We start from the raw sequence: 22,376 nt of genomic DNA on the forward strand, positions 1-22,376 counted from the left end.
CGGGGGAGCGGCGCGGGGGCAGGGGCGGCAGGGCGTCGCGCGATTCGGTGTCGTGGTCGGCGGACAGGGCCGGTTCCCAGGGGAAGCGCGGCAGGGTGCGCACGGCGTTCTCCAGCTTGCGCGACCAGGTGTCGTGGATCTCGGCGTACAGCGGGGTGTCCGCTTCCAGGCGCATGCGCTCGGTTACCCGCAGGTCGTTGCGGCGGATCAGCGCCACATCGATCGGCATGCCCACCGACAGGTTGGAACGGATGGTCGAGTCCAGCGACACCAGGGCGGTGCGTGCGGCGTCTTCCAGTTGCATCTCCGAGCGGATGATGCGGTCCAGGATCGGCTTGCCGTACTTGGATTCGCCGATCTGCAGGTAGGGCGTCTCCGGCGAGGTGGCGATGGCGTTGCCGAGCGGATAGATCATGTACAGCCCGGGCCGTTCGCCGGCGATCTGCCCGCCCAGAATCAGCGTCGACTGCACGTTGATGCCGCTGTGCTGCGATTGCTCGGACAGCTTGACCTGGCTGGAGGCCAGCACGTCGCCGACGTATTCGGCGACCTCGAACAGGTGCCGGAAGGTGCGCAGGCTGCGCGGCGCGTCCGCATCGTCGGCGTCGCGCTGCAGCCGCGAAAGGGTCAGTTGCGTGGTCGCCAGGTTGCCGGCCGACATCAGCGCGAACACCGCCTGGCCCGGATACTCGAACACATGCAGCTTGCGGTGGACGCGGACGTCGTCCAGCGAGGCGTTGGTGCGGGTGTCAGCGGCGAAGACCAGGCCTTCGTCCACTTCGATGCCGACGCAATATGTCATGGCGATGCCGAAAACCGGGTACGTCCCGATTCTATGGGGGCGGCTCGGGCTTGGCTAGCCGTTGACGCTCGCGGTCGCGGCATGCGCGAATAGCGCATGACCACCGTGCTTCTGAGCCTGGGCAGCAACCTGCGCCCGCATCACCACCTGGCCGCGGCGATCGCGGCGCTGCGCCGGCAGTTCGGTGCGGTCGCGGTGTCGCCGACCTATCGCACCGCGGCGGTCGGCTTCGACGGGCCGGCGTTCCTGAACAACGCGGTGGCGCTGCAGACCGACTGGGAGCTGGCGCCGCTGGACGACTGGCTGCATGCGCTGGAGGACGCGCATGGGCGCGACCGCAGCGGCCCGCGCTTCAGCGACCGCACCCTGGACATCGACGTGGTGTTCTACGGCGACCGCATCGTCGAAGGCCCCGGCCACCTGCGCATCCCGCGCCCCGAGCTGCGCCACGCCTTCGTGCTCAAGCCGCTGGCGGACATCGCCGCCGACTTCGTCGACCCGGTCACCGGACAAACCCTGGGCGCGCTATGGCAGGCGCATGCGGAGCATGGGAAGGCGTTCGAGGTGGTCGAGTTGGTTGATGAAGCCGGGAATGGGGAATCGGGATTGGGGAATCGGTAGAGCCGGGTGCCGGGCCGATCGTCGCGCTGTCATGGCGCGGCCTGGCGTAGCGCTCAGCAATGGCGGGAAAGAGGGCGCGCTTGCCGATTCCCCATTCCCTATTCCCGGTTCCCAGCCTTCAAGTCAGCCCGCGCCCACCATCCACCCGCACGGTCTGCCCGGTGACGAAGCTGGCGTCGTCGAGTAGCCAGCGCACGGTGTCGGCGATTTCCTCGACCTGGCCGGTGCGTGCCAGCGGCGTGCGTGCCAGCAGGGCCTGCTGCGCGGCGGCGTCCTTGCCGGCTTCGGGCCACAGGATCGCGCCGGGGGCGATGGCGTTGACGCGGACCTGCGGCGCCAGTTCCAGCGCCAGCGAGCGGGTCAGCATCGCCAGGGCGGCCTTGGCTGCGCTGTACAGCGGATGCGCGCGCAGCGGCGTTTCCGCGTGCAGGTCGGTGAGGTTGACGATCGCGCCGCCGTGCTGGCGCAGTTGCGCGGCGGCGGCCTGCGCCAGGAACAGCGGCGCACGCGCGTTGACCGCGAACAGGTCGTCCCATTGCACCGGCGTGGCCTCGTGCAACGGCGTGGGATAGAAGTTGGAGGCGTTGTTGACCAGTGCGTCGAGGCGGCCGAAGCGCGCCACGCACTGCGCCACCAGGTCGGGTAGCTGCGCGGTGTCGCGCAGGTCGGCCTGCAGGGTCAGCGTGCTGCCGGCGCGCAGGGATTCCAGTTCCTGCGCCAGCGTCTGCAGTTCGGCCTGTGAGGTGTGCGCATGCAAGGCGACGTCATAGCCGGCTGCGTGCAGGCGTCGGGCGATGCCGGCGCCGATGCGCCGCGCGCTGCCGGTGATCAGGGCGACTTTGGTCTGGGTCATGTACGGGTTCCATGCTCGGCTATGCTGTGCATTGTCCACGCAATCGCGCAGCGCATGCCCACCGACCTTCCTTTGCCCGATGCCACCGCATTGGCCCACAGCGATCGCCTGGCCGCGCACATGCGCGCCGAGATCGCCGCCGCCGGCGGGGCCATTCCGTTCTCGCGCTTCATGGAGCTGGCGCTGTACGCGCCCGGCCTGGGCTACTACAGCGCCGGCAGCAGCAAGTTCGGCGAAGAGGGCGATTTCGTCACCGCGCCGGAACTGGGGCCGCTGTTCGCCGCCACCGTGTCCAATGCGTTGGCGCCGGTGCTGCAGCAACTGGGGCCGCAGGCACGCATGCTGGAAGTGGGCGGCGGCAGCGGCGCGTTCGCCGAGGTCATGCTCAAGCGCCTGCTGGCGCTGGATGCGCTGCCCGAGCGCTATGCGATCCTGGAACCCAGCGCCGATCTGCGCGAACGCCAGCGCGAGCGCCTGGCGCGCACGCTGATCCCGCCGGTGTTCGACCTAGTGGAGTGGCTGGACCGGCCGTTCGACGACGACTGGAACGGCGTGCTGTTCGCCAACGAGGTGATCGACGCCCTGCCGACGCCGCGCTTCGCGCTGCGCGACGGCGAAGTGTTCGAAGAGACCGTGACGCTGGATGGCGAGGGCCGCTTCCGCCGCGGCGAACAGCCGGCCGATCCGCTGCTGGCGGCCGCGGTGCGGCACATCGAGCGCTATCTGCAGGCGCCCTTCGCCGATGGCTACCGTTCCGAATTGCTGCCGCAGTTGCCGTACTGGATCCAGGCGGTGGCCGGCGGTCTGCGCAGCGGCGCGATGCTGTTCGTGGACTACGGCTATCCGCGCCGCGAGTTCTATCTGCCCGAGCGCGACGACGGCACCTTGCGCGCGTTCTACCGGCATCGCACGCATGCCGATCCGTACCGCTGGCCGGGCCTGCAGGACCTGACCGCGTCGGTGGACTTCACCGCGCTGGCCGAGGCCGGCACCGGGGCGGGCTTCGACCTGGCCGGTTACTGCAACCAGGCCAGTTTCCTGCTCGGCAACGGCCTGGACGCGCTGCTGGCCGAGGCCGAGACGCGCAGCGACGCAGCCGCGCAACTGCGCCTGCGTCAGCAGGTGAAGCAGCTGACCCTGCCCAGCGAGATGGGCGAGCGTTTCCAGGTGATGGGCTTCGAGCGCGACGTGTCGCTGGCGCCGGCGTTCCTGTCCGGCGACCTGACCTGGCGGCTGTGATGGCGGCAGTGCGCGACTTCCGCTGGCACTGGCTGTGGCTGGGGCTGTGGTGGCTGGGCATCGCGGTGCTGATCTACGTGTGCATGATGCCGCACCCGCCGCAGTTGTCCGACCTGCCCGACAGCGACAAGGCCGAGCATTTCATCGCCTACCTGCTGCTGGCCGCCGCGGCGGTGCAGGTCTATGCCGGGCCACGCGCCTGGACCTGGGCGGCGCTGGGCCTGCTGGCGCTGGGCGTGGGCATCGAATTCGCGCAGGGCGCCTGGACCACCACGCGTTCGGCCGATCCGCTGGATGCGCTGGCCGATGCGCTGGGCGTGGCGGCCGGCATGGCCACCGCGGCCACGCCGTGGCGCGATCTGCTGTGGCGGCTGGAGCGCGGCAGCCGCCGTTGAGCGATGTGACCGCGCGGTCTACGGCGTCGGCCAAGTTGTGGAATTCCCGGCCGCGCGCAAGGCGCGGCACGCGTACCGCGGCCTAGAGTGCCGGCGCCGGGCAGGTGCCCGGTCGCCGCGCGGCGACTCCGCGCGCCTGTGCAGGAGAACACGCATGCAAGCACGCTACTCCCCCCGTGCCGCGCGCGGCGCCGGCCTGTTCGCCGCGCTGTGCCTGGCCATCAGTGCCGCCGCACCCGCCAACGCTGCCTGGAACGATGTCTGCAGCGGCACCGCCACCTACACCAGTTCCGGCTATTCCGGCGGCGCGCTGCTGCTGGATCCCATCGACCCGACCGCCACGATCGCCGCGCTGAACCCGACGCAGCTCAACTATGGTGGCGTCCAGGCGGCACTGGCCGGTGCCTACCTGCAGGTGCAGGGACCGCGCGGCACGGTCACCGTGTACGTCACCGACCTGTATCCGGAAGGCGCCGACTGCGGGCTGGACCTGTCGCCCAATGCCTTCGCTGCGATCGGCGACACCAGCGCCGGGCGCATCCCGATCCGCTGGCAGGTGGTGGCCGCGCCGGTCACCGGCAACGTGGTGTACCGGATCAAGGAGGGCAGCTCGCAATACTGGGCGGCGATCCAGGTGCGCAACCACCGCTATCCGGTGGTGAAGTTCGAATACAGGAAGAACGGCGACTGGGTCAGCTTGCCGAAGACCGCGTACAACCATTTCGTCGGCGAGCAGATGGGCGCGCAACTGCTGGAGATCCGCCTGACCGACATCCGCGGCCAGGTGGTCACCGACACCCTCGGCGCGCTGCCCAGCCAGGGCGACAAGGGCGTGTACTTCGCCGACGGACACGTGCAGTTCCCGCGCTGAAGCGTGCCCGTGCATGCGCCGGCGGTCGCGCGCCGGCGCTGCGTCCACTTCCGCGCGCCTGCGCCGCGGCGATGATGCCGCAGCGCAGGTGAAGCCTCACGCTCAGAACTTGAAGTGCAGCGTCGCCATGTAGCGGCGGCCGTTGTGGTAGCGCCCGACCGGGTGGTCCTTGTCGCCCAGGTACTGCAGGTATTCCTCATCCAGCAGGTTCTGTGCGTCCAGTTGCAGCGACCACTGCGCGTTGAACGCATAGCCCACGCTCGCACCCAGGTCGGTGTAGGCGTCGACGCTGGCCGGCGCGGCGCCGGCGACGTAGCCGCCGGCCAGGTAGCTGTCGCGCCAGTTCAGGCCGATCCGCGCGTTCCACGGTCCCTTCTCGTAGTAGGGGCTGAAGGCGACGCTATTGCGCGACTGGTAGGGCAGCGGGTTGCCGCTGTTGTTCTCGCCGCTGGCATAGGTGTAGTTGGCCGACAGGCCGAAGCCGCTGTCGCCGAACGGCTGCTGGTAGGCCAGGGTGAAGCCCTTGACCTTGCCGGTGCCGGCGTTGCGCGGGCGCTGGATGCTGTAGTCGCAGTAGCCGTCGGCGGTGCAGCCGTTGCTGCCGAGCATCTGCGCCCAGGTCTGCGGCGAGGTGTCGCGGATCGCGTTGTACTGGCGCTCGATGGTGGCCGAGGTGTCGATGTAGTTGTCGATCTTCTTGTAGAAGACCGACCACGCCACCACCGCCTGCGGCGCGAAGTAGTACTCGGCCGAGAGGTTGAAGTTCCACGATTCGTAGGGCGACAGCGCGGCATTGCCGCCGCTGCCGGTGAGCGTGGTGTCGTTGAGGAAGGTGTTGTTGACCATCTGGTTGTACGGCGCCCAGGCGATCACCTTGCCGGCGCCGAAGCGGAACACCCAGTCGTTGTCGGTATCGTAGGCCAGGTTCAGCGACGGCAGCAGGAAGTGTTCGGTCTGCGTGCGGGTCTGCCACTTGCTGTCCAGATCCTGCAGGGTCGGCGTGCCGCTGTAGACGAAGCCGCTGCCTTCGGTCTTGGAGCGCACGTAGCGCAGGCCCAGGTTGCCGCGCAGGCCGGCGTTGGAGAAGTTCAGCTGCACGTAGCCGGCGTTGTTGGTCTGCTGCAGCGCCCAGGTGTTGTTGAGGTAGCTGGACGGGTCCGGATTGGCGTAGTCGACCGGGCTGTTGCGGATCCAGTCGATCACGTTGCCGCGCCCGGCCTGTACGTGCTGGCCGTGGTCGGGATAGAACCCGCGGATGTCGGTCAGGCCGATGGTGCCGATGTCGGCCAGGGTGGCCGGGGTGACGCCGCCGTACACGTTCAGCGCGAAGTCCTCGTCGTGCTTGCCCTGGCGCACGCCGACCAGCAACTGGTTGAACACGCCGTCGAACTGCAGGTCCAGATCGAGCTGGCCGTAGCGGTCCTTGCTCTGGGTGGAAAACACGCCGTTGTTGCCGATCCAGCCACCGGCCGAGCCCCAGTTGGCCGGGTTGCGCGCGGCGGTGGGATCGTCGAAGCGGATGCCGCGGTCCAGATCCCAGCGGAAGCCGCCGTTGTAGAACGGCTCGATGAAGTACTGCGCCAGGTGGTCGTTGTCGGACTTGCTCTGGCCGACCTGGCCACGCAGGGTCCAGCGTTCGCCGCGGTAGGCGCCGCGCAGGTCCAGGCCCTTGGTGGTCACCTGCGACTGGCGCACGTTGTTGTCGTAGATCACCGTGCCGCCGCCCGCATTGGCGTTGGCGCTGGAATGGCCGCTGTTGACCACGCCGTTGCGCACGTCGCCCAGCGCGTCGACCGCGGCCACGGTGCCCGGGTTCCAGGTGAGGAAGCTGTACATCGACTGGTTGTAGTTGTCGAAGTCTTCCTTGATGTACAGGCCGCTGAGGTTGAACTCCAGCGCCTCGTTGGGCTTGAGCTGCAGATTCACCACCGCGCTGTCGCGCTTGCGGTCCTGCTGGAACCAGGCGGCGTTGATCGAGTTGGGCACGTCCGCATCGGCCGGCACGCCGGCGGCGTTGGCGAAGCTGCTGGCCTTGGCGTAGCCGAACACCTCCAGGCCCTGGCGGTCCACGCGTTCCTCGTAGTGCTGCGCGGACACCGCGACGCCGAAGGTCTCCTGCGGATTCTTCCAGCTGTACAGCAGCGAGGCGTTCGGCTTGCCCTCGCTGGCCTGCTGGCTGTAGCTGTAGCCGACCGAGCCGGCGATCTCGTTGGCCTTCAGGTCCAGCGGCTGGCGTGTATGCATCAGCACGGTGCCGCCGAGGCTGCCTTCGGTCAGCCGCGCCTCGGTGGACTTGACGATCTCCGCGCGGCCCAGGATCTGCGGCGACAGCAGGGTGTAGTCGAAGCCGCGGTTGGGCTGCTCGCCGTACAGCCAGATCGCCTGCGCCACCGGGTGGCCGTCCAGGAACGACAGGTTGAGGCTGGGATCGGTGCCGTCGATGCTGACCCGCTCGCCCTGGCCGAAGCGGCGGTCGATGGTGACGCCGGGAATCTGCGCGAACGCCTCGGCGACGTTGGTGCTTGGGAACTTGCCGATGTCCTCGGCGGTGATCGCCTCGGACACGGTGACGTTGTTGCGCTTGGTGTCCAGCGACTTCTCCAGGCTGGCGCGGATGCCGACCACCTGGACCGCGTCCAGATCGGTGGCGGCGGAATCGGCCTGCTGCGCCTGCGCGGCGAAGGCGAGGACGCTGGCGGCGATGGCGGCCGACAGGACGGACGGGCGGTGACGCATGATGTCTCTCCTCATCATTCATGGATGGGCACCGTCGGCGTGGCCGACGGTGCGGGACGGAGTTGCGTGCTGCCTGGCGGCGCGGACCGATGCCGATTCCCCTGGGGCCGCGGACGCCGTGTTTGTGCCGAATTCGTTGCGAAGCGTGCAGAACCTTTACGGTCCGGTGACAACGATGTCAACGCGATGCCGCGGCGGGGTGGCCCGGTGGCGGGGCAAAACCGGGCCGTGGTGTCTGGGATTGCGCCGCGGCCTGTCGGGTCGCGTACCGGCCTTCACGTCGATGACTTGGGCCGATTTCCGGGGATTTATCGCGATCCGGGCTGTCGCAGGGGCGGTGGTTCAGACCTCTGCCAGGCATCGCCGTGATTGGTCTTGTGGCTTGTAGACAAATTCGTGTCCGCCGGTGACAACGATGCGGTTTGCGGCGCTGCACCCAAGCTTGTCGAAGGGCGGATACCCGCACATGATCCATCGGCATCGGCCATGACCGCCGTCTGGACATGGGCGCCAGCGCTGGCGGGAATCGGCCGCTCGCTGCGCGCAGGGCGCGGCCCGAGGCCAGGGGGCTTTGGCGACTCGCCGCCGCGAATTTCGGGGTGACACGCCACTGCGCTGTTGCCGTGGTCGGGCAGCGCTGTCGATCTGGGCCTGCGCCGCGTGCTGTGGCGCGACGTGCACGACCCGCCGATTGGTACTATATTGGACATAACGAATCCATGCGGACTGGAGAGCTCGCCATGACCAAGCCCAAGCCGCAGGCCGATCCACGCCTGCATGCGCTGGCCGTGGACCCGGATGCGCCGACGCCGCTGTACCTGCAACTGGCCAGCAAGCTGGTGGAGGCGATCAAGGGCGGGCAGTGGAAGCCGGGCGAGGCGTTGCCGGCCGAACGGCAGCTGTGCGAGTACCTGCAGGTGTCGCGGGTCACGCTGCGTCAGGCCGTGGATGCGCTGGTCGAACAAGGCCTGGTGTCGCGCCGGCAGGGCGCCGGCACTTTCGTCACCTCGCATATCCAGCACCAGCTCAGCGGCCTGGCCAGCTTCAGCGAAACCCTGCGCATGAAGGGCCTGGAGCCGGGCACGCGCTGGCTGGAGCGGCGCACGCGCCCGGCGCATGGCGAGGAGATCCTGCGTCTTGGCCTGTCCCCGGACACGGTCGTCGCGGCGCTGACCCGCCTGCGCAGCGCCGACGGCCGGGTGATGGCCTACGAGAAGGCGGTGCTGCCGCAGCACGTGGTGCCCGATCCGCACGCCATCGCCGATTCGCTCTACAGCTACCTGGACGAGCGCGGCACCCCGGTGGTGCGGGCGCTGCAATACTTCCGCGCCATCAACCTGCCGGCGCGGCTGGCCGGCCATCTCGGCATGAAGGAAGGCGAGGCGATCCTGCACGTGGTGCGGGTCGGCTACACCCGCGACGGCAGCGCGATCGAACTGACCGACACCTATTGCCACAACGACTACTACGACTTCGTCGCCGAACTGCGACGCTGACCGCCGATCCCCGCGCCCTCCCGGAGCACGCCGCCCATGACCACCGCACGGCCCGCCAGTCCCTACGCTTCCATCGCCATCGTCGGCCTGTTGTTCTTCATCATGGGCTTCTTTACCTGGATCAACGGGCCGTTGATCCTGTTCGCCAAGGTCGCCTTCAATGTCAGCGACACCTTCGCGTTTCTCATCCCGAGTGCGTTCTACATTTCCTACTTCTGCCTGGCATTGCCTTCTTCGCTCATCCTGAAGCTGACCGGGATGAAGAAGGGCCTGGCGCTGAGCCTGCTGATCATGGCGATCGGCGCCGCGATCTTCGGCCAGTTCACCAATGCCCGTTCCTACGTGGGCGCGGTGAGCGGCATCTTCATCATCGGCGGCGGCCTGGCCTTGCTGCAGACCGCGGTCAATCCGTACATCAGCATTCTCGGGCCGATCGACGGCGCCGCGCGCCGTATCGCGCTGATGGGCATCTGCAACAAGGTGGCGGGCGCGCTGGCCACCTATGGACTGGCGAAAGTGGTCCTGCACGGCATGGAGGATTTTTCGACGCAGATCGAACAGGTGCTGCCGGCGCAGAAGGAGCTGCTATTGCAGGAGTTCGCTGGCCGCATCCACGGCCCTTACATGGCGATCGCCGGCATCCTGGCCGTGCTTTCCGTCGCCATCCTGTTTTCGCCCTTGCCCGAGATCAGCCCCGAGACGGCGAACGCGTCGGCCTCCGACGAGCGCAGCCGCGACAGCATCTTCGCGTTTCCGCACGTGTGGCTGGGCGCGTTGTGCATCTTCGTGTACGTCGGCGCCGAGGTGATGGCCGGCGATGCGATCGGCATCTACGGCAACAGCCTCGGCCTCTCGCTCGACTACGCGAAATATTTCACCATCGGCACACTGGCCTGCATGCTGGCCGGCTACCTGCTCGGCCTGGTGCTGATCCCGAAGTACATCTCCCAGGAAAAGTACCTGTCCATTTCGGCCTCCCTCGGCATCGTGTTTTCGCTGTGCGCGATGGTGACCGGCGGCTATGTCTCGGTGGCGTTCGTGGCGGCACTCGGATTCGCCAACGCCATCATGTGGCCGGCCATCTTCCCGCTGGCCATCAAGGGGCTGGGCAAGTTCACCGAAAAGGGCGCAGCGCTGTTGATCATGGGCATCGTGGGCGGCGCCGCGGTACCGCAGCTGTTCGCCCATCTGAAGGAGTCCTTCGATTTCCAGGTGGTCTTCGCCGGCCTGATGATCGCCTGCTACCTCTACATCCTGTTCTTCGCGCTGCGCGGTCACCGCGTCGGCCAGGGCGCGCGGTGAGCTGACGCGCTTTTCTCCAACTCGGCAAACCTATCCAATGCGCAGACCCACCATCAAAGACGTCGCCGAACGGGCGCGGGTGTCGCTGAAGACCGTTTCGCGGGTCATCAACAACGAACCGTCGGTGATGCAGGCCACGCGCTCGCGCGTGCTGCACGCCATCGCCGAACTCGACTACGAGCCGGATCCGTCGGCGCGCAACCTGCGCAGCGGCACCCCGTTCGTGATCGGGCTGGTGTACGACAACCCCAACCCGTACCACATCATCGGCGTGCAGAACGGCGTGCTCGCCGCCTGCCGCGAGACCGGCTTCGGCCTGCAGATCCACCCCTGCGATTCCACCGCGCCGATGCTGGCCGAGGAACTGGCCGAGTGGACCCAGCGCTCGCGCCTGGCCGGGCTGGTGCTGACCGCGCCGATGTCCGAGCGTGCCGACCTGGTCGCGGCGCTGGCCGCGCGCGGGATCAAGACCGTGCGCATCATCGCCGCCACCGAGGATCCGCAGGACGGCCCCTGCGTCTACGTCGACGACCGCGACGCCGCCTACGAGATCACCGAACACCTGATCCAGCTCGGCCACCAGCGCATCGGCTTCCTGTGGGGCGGCACCTCGCATCGCTCCAGCGGCGAGCGCTACGCCGGCTACGAGGCGGCGCTGAAGGACTACGGCATCACCCTGGACAAGCACCTGGTGATCCCCGGCGACTACACCTTCGACGACGGCTTCCGCGGCGCCCGCCGCCTGCTGGCGCTGCGCGAGCCGCCGACCGCGATCTTCGGCTCCAACGACGAGATCGCCGCCGGCGTGCTGGCCGCGGCCAAGTCGGCGGGCATGAACGTGCCCTACGACCTGTCCATCGCCGGCTTCGAGGACAGCCCGTTCTCGCGCCAGTCGTGGCCGCCGCTGACCACCGCCAAGCAGGCCACCGAAGACATCGCCCGCCACGCCGCGCGGCTGCTGATCAGCCAGCTGCGCAGCGATGCCTACGAAGACCATCCGGCGCCGGTGCACAACCAGGGCTTCGTGCCGCAACTGGTGGTGCGCGGCTCGACCGCGCCCATGCAGCCGCATTCCCGCCGTTCCTCCTCCCCAGACCCCACGTGATCCTGCCCATGGCGCTGCCCTCCGAAACCGAAACCCTGATGTTCCGCGAAGCCGCGGAAGCCGCCGCGGTCGTCGCCGCGCAGTTCGAACGCAACCACGCCACCGTGAGCGCGCTCGCCGCGTCGTTGCGCGCCGCGCCGCCGCCGTTCGTGGTGACCTGTGCGCGCGGCAGTTCCGACCACGCCGCCACCTACGCCAAGTACCTGTTCGAGACCCAGCTCGGCGTGGTCACCGCCTCGGCCTCGCCGTCGGTGGGCTCGGTGTACGAAGCGCCGCTGCAGTTGCGCGGCGCGCTGTACCTGGTGATCTCGCAGTCGGGCAAGAGCCCGGACCTGCTGCGCAACGCGCAGGCCGCCAAGGACGCCGGCGCGCGCGTGGTGGCCCTGGTCAACGTCGAGGATTCGCCGCTGGCGCAGCTGGCCGACACGGTGATCCCGCTCGGCGCTGGCCCGGAGAAGAGCGTGGCCGCGACCAAGAGCTACCTGGCCTCGCTGGCGGCGATCCTGCAGCTCGGCGCGCACTGGAAGAACGACCCGGCGCTGCTGGGCGCACTGCAGGAATTGCCGCAGGCGCTGCGTGCGGCCTGGCAGGCCGACTGGCGCTCGCTGACCGACGGCCTGGTCGAGGCGCACAACCTGTTCGTGCTCGACCGCGGCCTGGGCCTGGCGGCGGCGCAGGAAGCGGCGCTGAAGTTCAAGGAGACCTGCGGCCTGCACGCCGAGGCCTACAGCTCGGCGGAAGTGAAGCACGGGCCGATGGCCCTGGTCGGCCCGGGTTTCCCGGTGCTGGCGTTCGACCAGCCGGACGAAGCCGGCGAGGGCACCCGGCGCCTGGCCGAGGAGTTCCGCGGCCGCGGCGCGCAGGTGTGGCTGGCCAGCGCCGGCGGCGACCTGCCGCTGGTCGCCGCGCCGCACCCGGCGTGCGCGCCGCTGCTGGCGATCCAGAGCTTCTACCGTGCGATCAACGCCCTGGCGCTGCGCCGCGGCTACAACCCGGACCTGCCGCCGCATCTGAACAAAGTGACGGAGACCGTCTGATGACCACGGTGGCGCTGCGCAACGCGCGCGTACTCGGCGAGGACGGGTTCCTCGACGGCGTCAGCGTGCTGCTGGAGGGCGGGCGCATCCTCGCCCTGCTCGACGACGCCGACCCGCGCGTGGCGGCAGCGCCGGTGCAGCACGACCTGGGCGGCGGCAGCCTGCTGCCGGGCTTCATCGACCTGCAGGTCAACGGCGGCGGCGGCGTGCTGTTCAACAACCGCACCGACGTCGAGGCGCTGCGCCGCATCGGCCAGGGCCACCGCCGCTACGGCACCACCGGCTACCTGCCGACGCTGATCAGCGACGACGTGGAGGTGATGCGCGCGGCGATCGCCGCCACCCGCCAGGCCATCGCCGAGGGGGTGCCGGGCGTGCTCGGCATCCACCTGGAAGGGCCGTACCTGGCGCCGGCGCGCAAGGGCACCCACAACGCCGACAAGTTCCGCGTGCCCGACGCCGACGAACTGGCCATGGCCACCTCGCTGGACAACGGCGTCACCCTGATCACCCTGGCACCGGAGCGCGTGCCGGCGGCCAGCATCCGCACCCTGGCCGCGGCCGGGGCGCGCGTGTTCGCCGGCCACACCGCCGCCAGCTACGAAGAGACCCGCGCCGGCCTGGACGCCGGCATCTGCGGCTTCACCCATCTGTACAACGCCATGACCCCGTTGCAGGGGCGCGATCCCGGCGTGGTCGGCGCCGCGCTCGAAGACCGCAATGCCTGGTGCGGGGTGATCGTCGACGGCGTGCACGTGCATCCGGCCAGCCTGCGCGTGGCGCTGGCGGCCAAGCCGCGCGGCACCGTGTTCCTGGTCACCGATGCGATGCCGATGGTCGGCGCCGACAGCCCCGCGTTCGACCTGTACGGCGAAACCATCACCGCCATCGACGGCGTGGTGCGCAACGCCGCCGGCGCCCTGGCCGGCTCGGCGCTGGACATGGCCAGCGCGGTGCGCAACAGCGTGCAGTGGCTGGGCGTGCCGCTGGAAGAAGCCGCGCGCATGGCCTCGCTGTACCCGGCGCAGTGCGTGGGCCTGGACCACCGCTACGGCCACATCGCGCCCGGCTACCAGGCCGACCTGGTGCTGCTGGACGATGCGTTGCAGGTCCGTCATACCTGGATCGCGGGCGCGATGGAGTAGCCGGCGGCGCTCCGGCTGCGCGCGCGGTCGGCTGGTCGGGACCGCGCGCGTGCTGCCGTGCGCGTTGTACTAGTGGTGGTCGCTGACAACGCAGGCGGTGATGCATGGAACCGAGCCGCTATCTCGACGAGCCGATGGACGCGGCCTGCCTCTTCACCGGGATCTCGGTGTCAGGCGCCGGCGAGCATGTGATTCCGCGCTGGCTGGCGCAACGCCATCAAGCTGCGGGCCGGGTGTTGCTTGGCGATGCCGGCAGCTTCGCCAGGCTCTGCGATTTCAAGGCGCCTGCCGATCCGCAGGCCAACGCCCAGTTCGGACGGCTGGAACAGCGCCTGTCGGAGGACTGGTCCGCGGTCGCGGACGATGAAGCGCATCTGTGGTTGATGAAGCTGTCGGTGGGAATGATGTTGCTGCACCGGCGATTTGCCGAAAATTCCCGGCATCCGGCCGCACCTGCCGGGTTCAACCCGCATGTCGCCGGCGTGCTCCTGAAGGCGTTTCGTGCCGGTTTCGCGGCGTGGAAGAACGGCGCCTACGTCAGGGAAGGAAGCCTCGTGCGGTTGCCATGGCAGAGCGGTCGGCTCGTGATCGCGCATCTGTTCGGGGCCAGCGAGATGGGCCTGCCCGAGGAAAATGGGCGTGCCATGTACATGTTCGCCCCCTATGGCCTGATGGCGGTCGGGCAACCTGGGGTCGGCATGTTGGTCGCCACCTTCTTCGAGCCCTCGCGAGATTTCGAGAAGCGCCTGGCGGCGGCCAGCGCCCTCCCCGCGGATGTCTCCGATCTGGCGTGTCGTGCAGCGTTGTCCCGCGCGTTCGCCACCGCGGTGCTGGGTCCGCTGATCGCGCGCTTGAGCGGCACCGCCGTCGATGACGCTGAGGTACTCGCGCTTGCCGCCAAGGGCCTGCGGGTGGAGTTCGCCGACCCGGCCGCGATCGATTCGGGATTCCGCGAGCTGCGGGCGCACGAACCTTGATGGTGGCAGCAGAACATTAGCCCGCGTGCTCTCCCGACCGCGTTGCCGACGGCCGCGCCGCGGCGATCGCCGCGATCCGTGCCTTGGCCAGCGCCTCGCCGATCTGCGGGCCGCTCAGGCCCTGCGCCGCCAGGTCGCGCGCGTTGATCGCCAGCGCCGCCGCATGCAGGCGCTGCAGCGTGCGGCCCTGCGGGTAATCGGCGTCCTCGCTGCCGAGACGGCCGCGCTTGTCGGCCTCGCACACCGTGGCCAACTGCGCGACGCGCTCGGGCTTGCGGAAGCCGTCGCAGCGCTGCAGCAGTTCGTGCACGGTGCGGTCGCGCAACTCGGCCAGGCGATGCACGTTCAGATGCTCGCGGCAGGCGATCTCGGCCAGTTGCCGATGCTCCTGCGGCACCTTCAGACGTTCGCTCAGCGCGCGCAGCGGCGCCAGGCCGCGTTGCTCGTGCATCAGGTGGCGCGGCCATTCCTCCGGCGGTGTCAGCGCCTTGCCCAGGTCGTGGGTCAGCGCGGCGAAGCCGATCAGTGCGTCGCCCGGCGCCAGCCGCGCGGCCATGTCGCTGACCAGTTCCTGGTGGCGCCCGGTGTCGATCTCGGGGTGGTACTCGGCGCGTTGCGGCACCCCGTACAGTGCGTCCAGCTCCGGCAGCACCCAGCGCAGCGCATCGGCCTCGCGCAGCGTGCGCAGGAACGCCGAGGGCTGCGCCGAGGCCAGGCTGCGCCGCAGTTCCTGCCAGACACGTTCGGGCACCAGCGTTTCCAGTTCGCCGCCGGCGGCCATCGCGCGCATCAGGTCCATGGTCTCGGCCGCGACGACGAATCCCAGCGGCGCCAGCCGCGCCATGAACCGCGCCGCGCGCAGCACCCGCAGCGGATCCTCGGCGAAGGCCGGGCCGACGTGGCGCAGCACCCGCTGCTCGAGATCGCGCGCGCCGCCATACGGATCGACCAGACGCCCGTCGGCCTCGTCGCGGGCGATGGCGTTGATGGTGAAGTCGCGCCGCTGCAGATCCTCTTCCAGCGTCACCGACGGGTCGGCCTGCACCTCGAAGCCGTGGTAACCGCGCCCGGCCTTGCGCTCGGTGCGCGCCAACGCGTATTCCTCGCCGCTGCGCGGATGCAGGAACACCGGAAAATCGCGCCCGACCTGCTTGTAGCCCAGCTCCAGCATCTGCTGCGCGCTGGCGCCGACCACCACCCAGTCGCGGTCGCCGGGCGGTTGACCGAGCAGGGCGTCGCGGACGGCGCCGCCGACGAGGTAGATGTTCATGGGGGGCTGGGAATGGGGAATAGGGAATGGGGAATGGTAAAAGCGGATTCCCTTCGCCTGATGTCGCGCTGGCGTGTTGATCCAATGTTCGGCGCGGTTGCGCGCGGTGCGCCGTTGCGATTCCCCATTCTCTATTCCCGATTCCCGGCCGCCGCATCGGCGGCCGCGCACACGAACTTCTTCCGCGGCGCATCCAGCTTGCCGAGCATGCGCTCGGTGACCGGCAGGGCGTCGCCGTTGAGGCGCCAGTCGTAGATCACGCTGAAGGCGAGGATGCGCGCCACGTACTCGCGGGTTTCCTTGTAGCTGACCGTCTCGATCCAGAAGTCGGCATCGTGGCCCGGGCGCTGGCTCTGCCAGCGTGCGGCCGGGCCGGGGCCGGCGTTGTAGGCGGCGATGGTCAGGTAGGGCAGGCCGTAGGTGTTGAGCAACTGGCGCAGGTAGGCGGTGCCGATGGCGATGTTGGTGTCCGGGTCGTACAGGCTGGCAGCGCCGCCGTAGCCGGCCAGGCCGAGGTTGCGGGCGACGCTGGCGCCGGTGGCCGGCACCACCTGCATCAGGCCCATCGCATTGGCCGGCGAGCGGGCGTTGGGGTTGAACACGCTCTCGGCGCGGATTTCGGCGGCGACCCAGGCCGGGTCGATCGCGTTCCTGCCGGCTTCGCGGCGGATGGTGTCGGCGTGGTGCAACGGGAAGCGCAGCGTGTACAGGCGCTGCTCCTCCGGGCGCTTGCCGAGCCCGAACACCGCGCGGTCGAACCAGCCGTTGTTGCTGGCCACTTCCACCGCCAGGCGTCGCTGGGTGTCGTCGAAACGGCTCAGCGCATCGTTCCACTCGGCCACGGCCCAGCCGGCGCGGTCGATCTTGAACAGCTCCAGCGCGCGGACCAGCGACGGATCGCGCGCCACCGCCGCCTGCGCCTGCGCGCTGTCGTTCGGTTCCCACGGGCACAGCGCGTACGGCTGCTTGAGCCGGTCGGCGGCCAGGAAACCGTGGAAGGTGGCGGAGCTGGCGGCCGCGCGGTACAGCCGCTGCGCCTCGCCGGCATTGCCGGTCTTCTCCGCCAGCCGCGCCTCGAAGTACTGCCAGCGCGAATCGTTGCGCTGCGCCGGCGGCATCTTGCGGATCGCGGCCAGTGCCGCCGGCCAGTCGCCGCGCGCCATCGCCTCGCGCGCGCGCCACTCGTGCAGGCGTTCGTCGTACGCGGACTCGGGCACCGCGTTGAGCCGGCGCGCCGACTCCGGCCCGTACGAGGCCACCGTCCACAGCGCGATCTGGTACAGCACCGCGCCGCGCTGCGCCTCGCTGAACTGCAGTGCCTGGACGAACTGCGGCAGTTGTCGTTCGGCAGCGTCCGGATCGGTCTTGGCCAGCTTCGCCAGCCCGTCCACCGCCACCTTGCGGCTGCGCTCGGTCTTGGGCCAGGTCAGCGCACGCGTGTGCACCGCGTCCAGGAACGCCGCGTAGTCGTTGGCCAGGGCCAGGTCGGCCGCGGGCAGGCCGCGTGCGGCGGCGCGCATCACCGCCGGCTGCTGTGCGTCGGCGGCCGCTTCCACGCGCGCCCAGCGCAGCGCATCGGTCATGCCGCCGCGCGCCTGCAGCACCGCGAACACCGGATCGCAGGCGTCGGGCAGCGACTTGCCGGCGTTGCGCCACAGCGCCTGCGCTTCGTCCACCCACTGCGCGTCGGCGCGGCCGGTGGCCTGGCGCGCATTGAGCTGGGCGCAGCGCAGGCCGAGGTTCTCGGTGGGTTTCCAGTTCGCCAGCAGCGCCGGCCAGTCCTCGCGCCGCGCCAGCGCCGGCAGCCACAGCGCACGGAAGCTCTCGGCCACCGGCTGCCCGGCATAGCGCTTGAGGAAGTCCTGCGCCTGCGCATCGGACACCTTGTCGATGTTGCGGCGCAGGTTGGCGTACTCCAGCCAGCCGTACAGCGGATGCTGCTTGAACGCTGCCGCGCGGACCGGATCGAACCGGCCCTGCTCGGCATCGTCGATCGCCGAGCGGATCGCCGGGCGCTGGGCATCCAGGGACTGGGCGAGGGCGGGAACAGGGCCGCACAACGCGGCGGCGAACAGCAGGAGAGACGTGCGCAGGATCATGCGCGGGACTATACCGAACGCGGATGAATCGCCGTTTCAACTGGCGATGGTGGCGCTGTCGTCGCTTTGGCCGGCGTGGTGGTGACGATGGGTGGCCGCGTCGTCCAGGTTGGGTGGCGAGTGTGCTGGATGCAGCGATGCCAATGTGCCGACGGGTGGAGTCGCAACACGTCGTGTCAACGCGCTGCCCCGCAGCGTTCGCAGATCGGGATCGCACGCTGGGCCGGCATCGGGGGGCCGGCATGGACGGATGAGGGTACGGGCGAAGCCTCTGATCGCCAGATCGCGCGGACGCTTCGCGTTCCGTACCCTCACCCCAACCCCTCTCCCGAGGGGAGAGGGGCTCGGCTTCTCCCTTCTCCCATTGGGAGAAGGTGCCCCGTAGGGGCGGAAGAGGGTACGGGCGAAGCCTCTGATCGCCAGATCGCGCGTACGCTTCGCGCTCCGTACCCTCACCCCAACCCCTCTCCCGAGGGGAGAGGGGCTTAGGTCTTGCGCTGCTTGACGATGTCTTGCGCATCCGGTGTCTACCAGATCGACCAGTCGTCGCGATGGCCCGCGCTTTGCCTGCCGGACGCTTGCACGGCGTTTACGATTTGTTTACAAAGAATTCCATGCCGTCGCGGTGCAGGGGGTCGCAGCGGCCGACCCACATCCTTTCTGGAGAGAGAGACGGATGAATTTCCTGCACCGCCATCCTTTGGTCTTCGCGGTATCCCTGGCCCTGCTCGGCGGCGTCCCCGCCATCGCCGGCGCCCAGCAACAGACGCCCCCGGCCGCTCCCGGTACGGCCACCACGCTGGACAGCGTGCAGGTCACCGGCACCCGCATCCGCCGCGCGGAAGTGGAGGGCCAGGTGCCGGTGCAGACCCTGAGCCGCGCCGACATCGAACGCACCGGCCTGACCTCCATCGGCGATGTGCTGCAGGAACTCACCGCCTCCGGCTCGGCCTTGAACGCCAAGTTCAACTCCTCCGGCAATTTCGGCTTCCCACCGGACGGCAGCGGCGTCGGCGCCGGTTCGGCGCAGGTGGATCTGCGCCACCTGGGCGCCAAGCGCGTGCTGGTGCTGGTCGACGGCATGCGCTGGGTCAACGAGTCCTCGGCCTCGGGCGTGGGCGCGGCCACCGATCTCAACACCATCCCGCTGGCCATCGTCGAACGCGTCGAGGTGCTGGAGGACGGCGCGTCCTCGCTGTACGGATCCGATGCCATCGCCGGCGTGGTCAACATCATCACCCGGCGCAATTTCGAAGGCGGCCAGGTCACCCTGAACTACGGCGAGTACGACAAGGGCGACGGCGCCAGCAAGGGCGTGGACCTCGCCTGGGGCCACAGCACCGAACGCACCAGCCTGTTCCTCGGCGCCAGCTATACCAAGCAGGATCCGATCTACGCGCGCGACCGCGCACAGTCGCTGTATCCGATTCCCGGCACCGGCCTGAGCTTCGGCAGCTCGGCCACCCCGGACGGGCGTTTCATCTTCGTCGACCCCAACACCGGCGCCGAGCAGAACCTGACGCCCAACAGCGGTGCGCGCACGCCGCGTTACGACGGCACCGGCGGCTGCACCCGCAGCGACGACTACCACTGCTTCACCACCGCCGACCGCTACAACTTCGCCGCGTCCAACCTGCTGTTGACCCCGTCCGAGCGCAAGGGCGTGTTCGGCCAGTTCCGCTTCTTCTTCAACGACGACGTGCAGTGGTACCTGAAGCTGCTCGGCAACCGCCGCGAGTCGACCAACCAGGCCGCGCCGGAACCGATCTTTCTCGGCCCCGACGCCGGTACCGGCAATCCGCTGGCCGACAACATCGTCATCTCCGCCGCCAACCCGTACAACCCGTTCGGCTTCGCGCTGGATTCGGGCAGCAACCTGATCATGATCGGGCGCCGCCCGGTGGAAGGCGGCGCGCGCGTGTTCGAGCAGCGCGTGGACACCCAGTACGTCGGCACCGGCTTCATCGGCAGCTTCGAGGGCGCCGACCGTACCTGGTTCTGGGACGTCAACGGCGCCTACAGCAAGAACAAGGCCGAGCAGACCAACTACGGCAGCTACAACATCTACAACATCAACCTGGCGCTGGGCGATCCGGCGGCGTGCGCGGCGGTGGCCGGCTGCGTGCCGCTGAACATCTTCGGCGGCGCCGGCAGCATCACCCCGGACATGCTGCGCTGGATCCAGCCGGTGGTGCACGATCGCAGCCAGAACGAACTGACCCAGTTCACCGCCAACCTCAGCAGCGACCTGTTCCGGCTGCCGGCCGGCGCGGTGTCCTTCGCCACCGGCGTGGAATACCGCAAGTACGAGGGCTTCTACCGCCCCGATCCGCTGACCGTGATCGGCCACTACAACGGCGTGCCGTCGCTGCCGACCCAGGGCAGCTACGACGTCAAGGAGGCCTACCTCGAACTGAGCGTGCCGATCTTCGCCGACTCGCCGCTGGGCGACAAACTGGACCTGAGCCTGGCCGGGCGCTACTCCGACTACTCCACCTTCGGCGGCAAGTTCACCCCGAAGTACGGCCTGCGCTGGCAGGTGGCGCCGGACTTCGTGCTGCGCGCCAGCTATGCCGAAGGCTTCCGCGCGCCCAGCATCGGCGAACTGTACGGCTCGGCCGCGCGCGCCGACCTGACCCTGTCCGACCCGTGCTCGATCGGCCTGGGCGGCACCGCGCCGCGCGGCAGTGCCAGCAACTGCGCCACGCTCGGCGTGCCCGTCGGCTACCAGCAGGCCAACTCGCAGATCTCGGTGACCACCGGCGGCAACCGCGCGCTGGAGCCGGAGAAGGCGCGCAGCTTCAGCGCCGGCTTCGTCTGGAGCCCGTGGTTCGCCAGCAACGTGCCGTGGTCGGACCGCTTCGACGTGGAGGTGACCTTCTACCGCCACGACATCGACGGCGCGATCCAGGCGATCAACGCGCAGACCCAGCTCGACCTGTGCGTGGACACGCTGTCGCCGACCTATTGCAACGGCATCACCCGCGCCTCCACCGGCGGCATCAACGGCTTCAACAACCGGCTGACCAACCTCGGCTCGATCAAGACCGACGGCTGGGACGTGGACCTGTTCTGGAACTCGCCGGAGACCGCCGCCGGCCGCTTCAAGATCGGCTGGCAGAACACCTTCGTCACCCGCTACGTCGCCACCGGCGCGGCCGGCCAGGTGCAGCCGCAGCGCCCGGGCGTGGAGGTGGTGGACAGCTCGATTCCCGAGTGGACCAGCAACCTGAGCCTGGACTGGTCGCGCGGGCGCTGGAACGCGTCGTGGACGCTGCGGCACATCTCCGAGCTGACCGAGCAATGCGGCGACGCGGTCGCGTTCCCGGTGTGCAGCAATCCTGTCGCCGGCACCAACACGCTGGACGCGATCACCTACCACGACCTGCAGGTGGGCTACCGCTTCGACTGGCTCAAGGGCCTGACCCTCAGCGGCGGCGTCAACAACGTCTTCGACAAGGATCCGCCGATCTGCCTGTCGTGTTCGCTCAACGGCTACGACGCCTCCACCTACGGCATTCCCGGTGGGCGTTACCTGTATGTGCGGGCGGATCTGAAGTTCTAGCGGTGTGACGGACGTTGCGGCGCGTATCCCGCGCCGCGCGTTTCGCATGCCGATGTCGTCCGTCGCCTGGGCGCCTCACACCTCTTGCAGCGTCCGAAACGCGTACATGTCCTGAAGGGTGCAGAAGTGGAAGCGCGGCACGGTGATCGGTCCGGTCGCGGCGAGCCGCGCCAGCCAGTCGTGTACCGTCTTCCGATAGGCGGCATGTTCGACCTCATCGAGCGTGTCGCACAGATAGGCCAACGAGATGTGGAACCGGTAGTCGACGTAGTCCGGGCGCTGCAGGCGAATGAGTGCCATCAGGCCGCGGCGGGCGGCGTCCAGCCGCAGCGCGGTCGCTGCGTCCGCGGGCCGCAACGGGATCAGCAGATTGTCGTTGCGGCCGGTCTTCGCTGCCGCAGGATCGATCAGGAACCGGCACGCGCCCAGTGGCGCGACATCGCGCTGCTGCAGCCGTGCCAGGAACGTCGCATGGATGTCGCTCAGCGGTACGTCGCGCGCCATGTCGCTGGGCCATGGCCCACCAGCGCGGTCGATCTCGTTGACGCCACCCAGCAATGTCACGTGATAGCTGCTCGGTGGCAGCAAGGCGAACTTGTCGGCGAAGCGGTGCTCGGAGAATTCGCGATAGATGTCCAGCACGCGGTCGAAGCTCTGGTAGCCATCGCCCTGCTGTTGCAGATGGCCCAGGAACGTATTGCCGGGGAACGGCAGCGGGCGCCGTGAGCGGAGGAACTTGCGTCCCACATCCGGCGGCTGTGGCGAGATGGTCTGCGCCGGCAGTGCCGAAGCCACGACCGTCGCGCCGGCCGCGGCCAGCAACTGGCGACGGCTGATGCTGGTATCGAAAAACGATGACATGC

The 22,376-nt window shown here is 69.1% G+C and carries 16 protein-coding genes and 1 pseudogene; 11 read left to right on the top strand and 6 right to left on the bottom strand.

Translation table 11 applies throughout. The annotated features are described in order from the left end of the window. The coding region (locus CEK69_RS15005; RefSeq protein ID WP_152246455.1) for a 20S proteasome subunit A/B at window positions 1-802 on the bottom strand (802 nt) is incomplete at its 3' end. Window positions 803-898: 96 nt separating this feature from the next. Between CEK69_RS15005 and folK the strand changes: the two genes are divergently transcribed. Next, on the top strand, window positions 899-1,423 hold the full coding sequence (folK, locus tag CEK69_RS15010; RefSeq protein ID WP_152246457.1) for a 2-amino-4-hydroxy-6-hydroxymethyldihydropteridine diphosphokinase: 525 nt from the start codon (window positions 899-901) through the stop codon (window positions 1,421-1,423). Between the two features lie 118 nt (window positions 1,424-1,541). Here the strand turns inward: folK and CEK69_RS15015 are convergent, their stop codons facing one another. After that, on the bottom strand, window positions 1,542-2,276 hold the full coding sequence (locus CEK69_RS15015) for a pteridine reductase (RefSeq protein ID WP_152246459.1): 735 nt from the start codon (window positions 2,274-2,276) through the stop codon (window positions 1,542-1,544). Between the two features lie 54 nt (window positions 2,277-2,330). Between CEK69_RS15015 and CEK69_RS15020 the strand changes: the two genes are divergently transcribed. The 3 genes and pseudogenes from CEK69_RS15020 to CEK69_RS15030 all read left to right on the top strand — a co-directional run. Beyond that, window positions 2,331-3,515 (top strand): SAM-dependent methyltransferase, encoded by a 1,185-nt coding sequence (locus CEK69_RS15020; protein WP_152246461.1) that lies wholly within the window; start codon window positions 2,331-2,333, stop codon window positions 3,513-3,515. Next, window positions 3,515-3,910, top strand: a complete 396-nt coding sequence (locus tag CEK69_RS15025) for a VanZ family protein (RefSeq protein WP_152246463.1) — start codon at window positions 3,515-3,517, stop codon at window positions 3,908-3,910. Before CEK69_RS15020 ends, CEK69_RS15025 begins: the two co-directional genes overlap by 1 nt. 265 nt (window positions 3,911-4,175) lie before the next feature. Next, window positions 4,176-4,781 (top strand): annotated as a pseudogene (locus CEK69_RS15030) (expansin EXLX1 family cellulose-binding protein); the annotation flags it as partial. A 102-nt stretch (window positions 4,782-4,883) separates the two neighbouring features. On the opposite strand, the gene CEK69_RS15035 reads toward CEK69_RS15030, so the two are convergent. Further along, window positions 4,884-7,517: a TonB-dependent receptor gene (locus CEK69_RS15035; RefSeq protein ID WP_152246465.1), complete on the bottom strand. Its 2,634-nt coding sequence runs from the start codon at window positions 7,515-7,517 to the stop codon at window positions 4,884-4,886. A gap of 740 nt (window positions 7,518-8,257) precedes the next feature. On the opposite strand from CEK69_RS15035, the gene CEK69_RS15040 reads away from it, so the two are divergent. From CEK69_RS15040 to CEK69_RS15065, 6 genes are all read left to right on the top strand, one after another. Further along, on the top strand, window positions 8,258-9,013 hold the full coding sequence (locus CEK69_RS15040; RefSeq protein ID WP_010343151.1) for a GntR family transcriptional regulator: 756 nt from the start codon (window positions 8,258-8,260) through the stop codon (window positions 9,011-9,013). Window positions 9,014-9,049: 36 nt separating this feature from the next. Beyond that, window positions 9,050-10,315, top strand: coding sequence for a sugar MFS transporter (locus tag CEK69_RS15045; RefSeq protein ID WP_152246467.1), 1,266 nt, complete (start codon window positions 9,050-9,052; stop codon window positions 10,313-10,315). A gap of 37 nt (window positions 10,316-10,352) precedes the next feature. Continuing rightward, the gene (locus CEK69_RS15050) at window positions 10,353-11,420 is read left to right on the top strand and encodes a LacI family DNA-binding transcriptional regulator (RefSeq protein ID WP_010343153.1); all 1,068 of its coding nucleotides are present in this window, start codon (window positions 10,353-10,355) and stop codon (window positions 11,418-11,420) included. A gap of 8 nt (window positions 11,421-11,428) precedes the next feature. Further along, window positions 11,429-12,457 (top strand): SIS domain-containing protein, encoded by a 1,029-nt coding sequence (locus CEK69_RS15055; RefSeq protein ID WP_043095531.1) that lies wholly within the window; start codon window positions 11,429-11,431, stop codon window positions 12,455-12,457. Continuing rightward, window positions 12,457-13,602: an N-acetylglucosamine-6-phosphate deacetylase gene (nagA, locus tag CEK69_RS15060; protein WP_152246469.1), complete on the top strand. Its 1,146-nt coding sequence runs from the start codon at window positions 12,457-12,459 to the stop codon at window positions 13,600-13,602. Before CEK69_RS15055 ends, nagA begins: the two co-directional genes overlap by 1 nt. A gap of 104 nt (window positions 13,603-13,706) precedes the next feature. Continuing rightward, on the top strand, window positions 13,707-14,579 hold the full coding sequence (locus tag CEK69_RS15065; RefSeq protein ID WP_152246471.1) for a hypothetical protein: 873 nt from the start codon (window positions 13,707-13,709) through the stop codon (window positions 14,577-14,579). 16 nt (window positions 14,580-14,595) lie between these two features. Here CEK69_RS15065 and CEK69_RS15070 read toward each other — a convergent pair whose 3' ends face one another. Together CEK69_RS15070 and CEK69_RS15075 are read right to left on the bottom strand one after the other, a co-directional pair. Then, window positions 14,596-15,849, bottom strand: coding sequence for a multifunctional CCA addition/repair protein (locus CEK69_RS15070; RefSeq protein WP_152246473.1), 1,254 nt, complete (start codon window positions 15,847-15,849; stop codon window positions 14,596-14,598). Window positions 15,850-15,980: 131 nt separating this feature from the next. Beyond that, window positions 15,981-17,948 (bottom strand): transglycosylase SLT domain-containing protein, encoded by a 1,968-nt coding sequence (locus CEK69_RS15075; protein ID WP_152246475.1) that lies wholly within the window; start codon window positions 17,946-17,948, stop codon window positions 15,981-15,983. Window positions 17,949-18,624: 676 nt separating this feature from the next. Here CEK69_RS15075 and CEK69_RS15080 point away from each other — a divergent pair. Beyond that, complete coding sequence (locus tag CEK69_RS15080) at window positions 18,625-21,513, top strand: TonB-dependent receptor (protein WP_152246477.1); 2,889 nt, start codon at window positions 18,625-18,627, stop codon at window positions 21,511-21,513. A gap of 75 nt (window positions 21,514-21,588) precedes the next feature. On the opposite strand, the gene CEK69_RS15085 is transcribed toward CEK69_RS15080, so the two are convergent. Then, a complete protein-coding gene (locus CEK69_RS15085; protein WP_152246479.1) occupies window positions 21,589-22,374 on the bottom strand; it encodes a DUF1868 domain-containing protein in 786 nt (261 codons plus the stop codon). Window positions 22,375-22,376: the final 2 nt, after the last annotated feature.

The organism is Xanthomonas sp. LMG 12462, assembly GCF_009192885.1.
Taxonomy (GTDB): domain Bacteria; phylum Pseudomonadota; class Gammaproteobacteria; order Xanthomonadales; family Xanthomonadaceae; genus Xanthomonas_A; species Xanthomonas_A sontii.

Coding starts and splice junctions, on each gene's coding strand:
- folK (WP_152246457.1), top strand. CDS start 899: ATGACCACCGTGCTTCTGAGCCTGGGCAGCAACCTGCGCCCGCATCAC.
- CEK69_RS15015 (WP_152246459.1), bottom strand. CDS start 2,276: ATGACCCAGACCAAAGTCGCCCTGATCACCGGCAGCGCGCGGCGCATC.
- CEK69_RS15020 (WP_152246461.1), top strand. CDS start 2,331: ATGCCCACCGACCTTCCTTTGCCCGATGCCACCGCATTGGCCCACAGC.
- CEK69_RS15025 (WP_152246463.1), top strand. CDS start 3,515: ATGGCGGCAGTGCGCGACTTCCGCTGGCACTGGCTGTGGCTGGGGCTG.
- CEK69_RS15035 (WP_152246465.1), bottom strand. CDS start 7,517: ATGCGTCACCGCCCGTCCGTCCTGTCGGCCGCCATCGCCGCCAGCGTC.
- CEK69_RS15040 (WP_010343151.1), top strand. CDS start 8,258: ATGACCAAGCCCAAGCCGCAGGCCGATCCACGCCTGCATGCGCTGGCC.
- CEK69_RS15045 (WP_152246467.1), top strand. CDS start 9,050: ATGACCACCGCACGGCCCGCCAGTCCCTACGCTTCCATCGCCATCGTC.
- CEK69_RS15050 (WP_010343153.1), top strand. CDS start 10,353: ATGCGCAGACCCACCATCAAAGACGTCGCCGAACGGGCGCGGGTGTCG.
- CEK69_RS15055 (WP_043095531.1), top strand. CDS start 11,429: ATGGCGCTGCCCTCCGAAACCGAAACCCTGATGTTCCGCGAAGCCGCG.
- nagA (WP_152246469.1), top strand. CDS start 12,457: ATGACCACGGTGGCGCTGCGCAACGCGCGCGTACTCGGCGAGGACGGG.
- CEK69_RS15065 (WP_152246471.1), top strand. CDS start 13,707: ATGGAACCGAGCCGCTATCTCGACGAGCCGATGGACGCGGCCTGCCTC.
- CEK69_RS15070 (WP_152246473.1), bottom strand. CDS start 15,849: ATGAACATCTACCTCGTCGGCGGCGCCGTCCGCGACGCCCTGCTCGGT.
- CEK69_RS15075 (WP_152246475.1), bottom strand. CDS start 17,948: ATGATCCTGCGCACGTCTCTCCTGCTGTTCGCCGCCGCGTTGTGCGGC.
- CEK69_RS15080 (WP_152246477.1), top strand. CDS start 18,625: ATGAATTTCCTGCACCGCCATCCTTTGGTCTTCGCGGTATCCCTGGCC.
- CEK69_RS15085 (WP_152246479.1), bottom strand. CDS start 22,374: ATGTCATCGTTTTTCGATACCAGCATCAGCCGTCGCCAGTTGCTGGCC.